The 5,164-nt window shown below is 62.4% G+C and carries 3 protein-coding genes; all 3 read right to left on the bottom strand.

Annotation, left to right across the window (positions count from 1 at the left end; translation table 11 throughout):
- Positions 1 to 167: 167 nt before the first annotated feature.
- Positions 168 to 1,448, bottom strand: a complete 1,281-nt coding sequence (locus tag PMI09_RS09935) for an alpha/beta hydrolase (RefSeq protein ID WP_007792086.1) — start codon at positions 1,446 to 1,448, stop codon at positions 168 to 170.
- Position 1,449: 1 nt separating this feature from the next.
- Positions 1,450 to 4,503, bottom strand: coding sequence for an efflux RND transporter permease subunit (locus PMI09_RS09930; RefSeq protein WP_007792085.1), 3,054 nt, complete (start codon positions 4,501 to 4,503; stop codon positions 1,450 to 1,452).
- Positions 4,500 to 5,164: efflux RND transporter periplasmic adaptor subunit (locus tag PMI09_RS09925; protein WP_007792083.1), on the bottom strand; the 665-nt coding region annotated here is incomplete at its 5' end. The genes PMI09_RS09930 and PMI09_RS09925, both read right to left, overlap by 4 nt.

Genomic DNA, 5,164 nt, shown 5'->3' with positions numbered 1-5,164 from the left:
GCGCAGACGATTTTTGCCGCCCCCCGCAGAAATCCCTCCGTGTGGAGTGCTTGTTTGCGTTGTGTGCGTTTTCGGCTGTTTTGATTGCGGCGGCTTGCAACCAACGGTTCCTGCAATTGGTTGAACGGCCCAAAGGGGATCCATACCTCCGGTTAAACGGCGGAGGTTCAGTACGAAATCTGCCCATTCTTGATGGTTGTGCCGTCGGAGGAGAGTTCCTCTTTCAGGATCTCGCGCGCCTCCGGGCTGATGACAGCGACTGGCGCCGCAACGGCAAGCCGCGCCGCCTGGCCTGCGAAATTCGCCGCAGTCGCGCCGATCTGGTCGGCAGCGCTTGCCTTTCCGCCATCAAGACTCTGGCCGGCTAGCCGCAGCCCGAGGAGGCGCACGACCTCGGGGCTGTCGGCGAAGGCGTTGTGGCCGAGCGGATCGTTCGTCGTGACGCCACTGGTGTCGATGACGGAAACGCCGAGGTCTTCGAGCACAGGCGCATAGGGTCTGAGATCGGCCCCGCCGACGCGGTTGACGCCACCCGATAGCCAGCTCGAGACCTCCAGCGCCTTGTCGCGTGTCGATGTCAGGATCGCAAAGTGCGGCCGCCTTGGCCCCATCTCCGTGAACTGACGGCGAAACACGTCGATATCGATGTCGGGCGATGCGAGGATGACGTTCTTCACCTTCGCGGGGATCGATTTCTCGCGCATAGCGACGCCGCGTAGCGCCTCTGCGGCAAGCCAGCCGCCCATCGAATGGGCGAGGATCGTCACGTCGTCGACGTCGGGGCTTTTCACAGCCTGGAGGATTAGATCCTCCAGGGCACGACGCGAATAGTTGGCGCTCTCCTTGTCATAGAGGTAGTCAAACACACGTCCCCTCGAGGGCCAGGTGAAGAGGATCGGCGCGGCGTCGGTTCCCGAATCATGGACGATCTGCGCGAAGCGGAAGACCGCGTCGGCATAGGTGTTGTTGAATCCATGAACGAAGATGATGACCTGATGCCTCTTGTTTCGGTTCCTTCGGTACCAGTCCAGGGCCTTGCCTTCGGATTGCACCTTGGCGACCTCCGTGACCGCGAACTCCTTTTGCGGGTTGGGCGGCATGCGGGACGGCCACTGCACCTCTCCGATCTTGCGGTTCCTGTCGGGCGGGATGGACACGTCGACGCTGTTAAGCGAGATCGCCGTTCCGCGGTCACCCGAATAGAGCTTGCCAGGATCCTCCGAAGGCTTGCGCGTCGTGGCCACCAGCATGGTGACCCGGCTTGTGCCGGTCGGGGCAACCGCGAGAGGCCGAAGGACGTCCTGCGCCCGGTTGGCGCAACCCGATGCGATCAGAGACAGGGCCAAAAGGATTGGGCCAGTCTTGCACGCGCAACGAACGGTGGCGATCGTCGCAGCGAGGCGATATCCGTGGGCAACGCGCCCAGGATGCCGGAGCGATCGTTTCATCTCAGTGCTGCTCGACTTCACGAGGAATCCGGAACCATGCGACGTAGAGCGCCGGCAGGAAGAGAAGTGTGAGCGCCGTGCCGACGACGATCCCACCCATCATCGCGTAGGCCATGGGCCCCCAGAATATCTCGTGCGAGATCGGGATCAGGGCCAGAGTCGCGGCCGCGGCGGTGAGCATGATCGGCCGCATGCGGTGCTCGGTCGCCTCCACCACCGCCTTCCATGCCGACATTCCCTGTGCACGCAGCTCCTCGATCTGGACGATCAAGATCACGGAGTTGCGGATGAGGATCCCGACGAGCGCGAGCACGCCCAGGAGTGCGACGAACCCGAGCGGCGAGTTGCTGGCGAGCAGCGCCACGACGACGCCGATGAGCGCCAGCGGCGCCACGGAAAAGACCAGAAACAGCCTGTGGAAGCTCTGAAGCTGGATCATCAAGAGGGTCGCCATGATGACGAACATGGCCGGCGCCACCTTCGCGATCGGACCCTGCGACTTGGCCCTTTCCTCGACCGCGCCGCCGACCTTGACAGTATACCCGGCCGGCAGCGTCTTTTCGAAGGCCGCGACCTTCTCGAAGAGCGCCTTCACAACGGTCGCCGGCTGCGTCGCATCGCCGATTCCGGCCTGGATCGTGATGGTCGGAATTCTGTCGCGCCGCCAGATTGTCGGCTGTTCAAGCTCATAGTGGAAGGTTGCCACCGATGACAGCGGAACGGACTGGCCGCTGCTGCTCTGCAGTTGCAGGTCAAGCAGGGTGTCGATCGAGCCGCGCTCCTTTTCTGCGGCACGGCCGATGACATCGACCAGATAGATGTCGTCCCGGACCTGGGTTACGGCATTTCCTTGTACGACGGTGTTGAGCGCCATTGCGATGTCCTCGGACGAGACGCCAAGCTGTCTGGCCTTGTCCTGCAGCACGTCTATCTTCACGACACGGGCCGGTTCGTTCCAATTGAAGGCGAGGTTTCTGAGCGAGGGATGGGTGCCGACGATCGAGCCCAGCTTCTGTGCCAGGTCGCGCACCCTCTGCAGATTTTCTCCGGACACACGGTACTGGATCGGCTTGCCAACCGGGGGCCCGATGTCCAGAAGCTTGACGTAGGCGTCCGTTCCCGGAAAGGTCTTCTGAAGGTAGGCCTCCATCTGCTGCTTCAGCTTGTCGCGGACGTCGAGTCCCTTGGTGACAATGATCGTCTGGCCAAAGGACATGTCGGCCGGCTGCACGTCGAAGGACAGGACGAAGCGCGGCGCACCCCTGCCGACGTATGTCGACCAATGCTCGACGCCAGGATTGTCGACCAGCATCTCATGCTCGAACTGGGCCATCTGGCGGCTTGTTTCGGCGATCGAACTGTTCTGCGGCAGGTTCCAGTCGACGATCAGTTCTGGACGATCGGAACTCGGGAAGAACTGCTGCTGCACCATCGACAGGCCGACGATCGATCCGGCGAAGAGAAGAACCGTCGCGACGATCGTCATCCAGCGCCAGCGCAGGCAGAACTGCAGCAGGCTTGAAAACACCCTGGCAACGCGCCCCTTGTGCTCGGCGTGCTTCTTCATGGTCTTCGGTAGAATGGTCACCCCGATCAGGGGCGTGAACACGACCGCGACCACCCATGAAACGACGAGCGAAACCGCGATGACGACAAAGAGCGTGAAGGTGAACTCGCCGGCGTTGCTCTTGTTGAAAGCGACGGGGATGAAGCCCGCGACCGTTACCAGCGTGCCGGTCAACATGGGAAACGCAGTCGATGTGTAGACGTAGGTGGCGGCCTTCGTGAGACTGTCGCCCGCTTCCAGCCGTGCGACCATCATCTCGACGGCGATCATGGCGTCGTCGACGAGGAGGCCGAGCGCTATGATCAGCGCTCCGAGCGAGATGCGCTGCAGCGAGATGCCCGTGTAGAGCATCACCAGGAAGGTGATGGCGAGCACCAACGGGATCGCGATTGCTACCACCAGGCCGGCCCTCATCCCGAGGCTGATGAAGCTGATCGCGAGTACGATCGCGACCGCCTCGAACAGGGCCTTTGTGAAGCCCCCAACCGCCTCGTCGACCACCTTCGGCTGGTCGGAGACCTTTTCGACGGAGACGCCGACCGGAAGCTCCTGGATGATGTTGCCCATCGTCTTTTCAAGCGTTTCCCCGAAGGCGAGCAGATTGCCGCCGGTCTTCATGCCGACCGCCAAGCCGAGGGCTGGCTTCCCGTTGAAGCGGAAAAGCGACGTCGGGGGATCGACATAGCCGCGGGTGATGGTGGCGACATCCGTCAGCGGGAAGAAGCGGTCGTTGACGCGAAGATTGATCCCGCGCAAGGTCTCTTCCGAGATGAACCGCCCGCCGACCCGCAATGCGACGCGCTCCGGCCCCGTCTCGACAAATCCGGACTGGGTGACGGCGTTCTGCGCCTGCAGCGTGGCAATGATCGCGGAGCGGTCGATACCAAGAGCGGCTATCTTGCGGGTCGAGAATTCGAGATAGATCACCTCGTCCTGCGCACCGACGATGTCGACCTTGCCAACGTCGGGAATCTTGAGGATCTGCGTCCGGGCATTCTCGGCAAAATCACGCAGTTCCCTCTGGCTAAGTCCGCTGACACCCGTAAAGGCAAAGATATTGCCATAGACGTCGCCGAACTGGTCGTCGAAGAAGGGACCGACCACGCCTTGAGGAAACGCGTACTTAATGTCGTCGGTCAGATTGCGGACGCGCGACCAGGTGGACTTCACGTCCCGGGCGTTCGTGTCCGGCAGCAGGTCGACGAAGACGGTCGTCTGACCGGCGGTCGTGATGCTGCGGGTATGTTCGAGATTGTCGAGTTCCTGCAGCTTCTTTTCGATGCGGTCGGTAACCTGCTGTGTCACCTCCTCGGCGGAGGCGCCGGGCCACTGGGCCTGGATCACCATCGTCTTGATCGTGAAGGACGGATCCTCCTCGCGGCCGAGGCCGAGATAGGCAAAGGCTCCCGCCGCTGCGAACATGATCATGAAATACCAGACGAGACAACGATGCTCGAGCGCCCAGTCCGAAAGGTTGAATTTATTCACGGGCGTTGCTCCTGTCCGAGTTTCACTTTCTGTCCATCGACGAGTTCATCGACTCCGGCGACGACAACCTCTTCGCCTTCCTGCAGACCCGACAGGATCCGGACGGAACGGGCGTTGGACGCGCCGCCATCGAGCTCCACCACTCTCGGGCCGACCTGGGCAGTCGAGCGATCCACGACCCAGACCTGGCTGGCACCGCCTTCATGGCGGATGGCGGAGAGCGGCAGCGCGATCGCCTGCTTCCTTTCTCCGACAAGCGGCGTCGCGGTGACCACGGCGCCGAGGCGGAAGATGTCCGGCGCCTGGTCGATCCCGATCTTCAGCCGATAGGTGCGGGTGTTGGGATCGGCCTGAGGCGCGATCTCGCGGACCACGCCAATGGCCTGCATCCTGCCGTCGAGCTGGAGGGCGACGCGGAAGCTGTCGTCCAGGCGAACGTTACTGAACTGCGCTTCTGGCACGTCGACGACCACGTCGCGCTGCTCGATGCGCGCCAGTTTCAAGACCGGCTGGCCGGCAGAGACGGTCTGGCCCATTTCTGCGGACGTGGCGGTCACGACGCCATCGAACTCGGCTCTCAGCTCGGAGTAGCCAAGTTGCTCATTCGCCTTGGCAAGGCTCGCCTTTGCTCTCGCAGCATTGGCGGTAGCCGACTTGAGCT

The sequence above is a fragment of the Rhizobium sp. CF122 genome, assembly GCF_000282035.1.
Classification (GTDB): domain Bacteria; phylum Pseudomonadota; class Alphaproteobacteria; order Rhizobiales; family Rhizobiaceae; genus Rhizobium.
Note: the sequence above shows the minus strand (reverse complement) of the source record. Positions and strands in the feature narration are given on the sequence as shown.